General features: G+C 66.5%; 1 protein-coding gene. It reads right to left on the reverse strand.

Annotation, left to right across the window (positions count from 1 at the left end; translation table 11 throughout):
• Positions 1-284, reverse strand: a 284-nt coding sequence (locus tag BIV01_RS13525; protein WP_302847428.1) for a sigma factor, incomplete at both ends; no start/stop codon positions are given.

The following is a 284-nucleotide window of genomic DNA, read 5'->3' on the forward strand; positions in this document are numbered from 1 at the left end:
CGTCGAGAACTTGTAGCCCTGCGTGAAGTCGAACTTCTCGACCGCGCGGACCAGGCCGAGGTTGCCTTCCTGGATGACGTCCATGAAGGGCAGGCCGCGCTGCGAGTAGCGCTTGGCGATGCTCACGACGAGGCGGAGGTTCGAGGTGATCATGCGCTCCTTGGCGCGCTCACCGTCACGGACGAGCCAGCGCAGTTCACGCTGCAGGGTCTTCGCGAGGCCCTTCTCGGTGGCGAGCTTCTCCCCGGCGAAGAGGCCGACCTCGATGCGGCGGGCGATCTCGG

The sequence above is a fragment of the Curtobacterium sp. MCBA15_013 genome, from assembly GCF_001865095.1.
Classification (GTDB): domain Bacteria; phylum Actinomycetota; class Actinomycetes; order Actinomycetales; family Microbacteriaceae; genus Curtobacterium.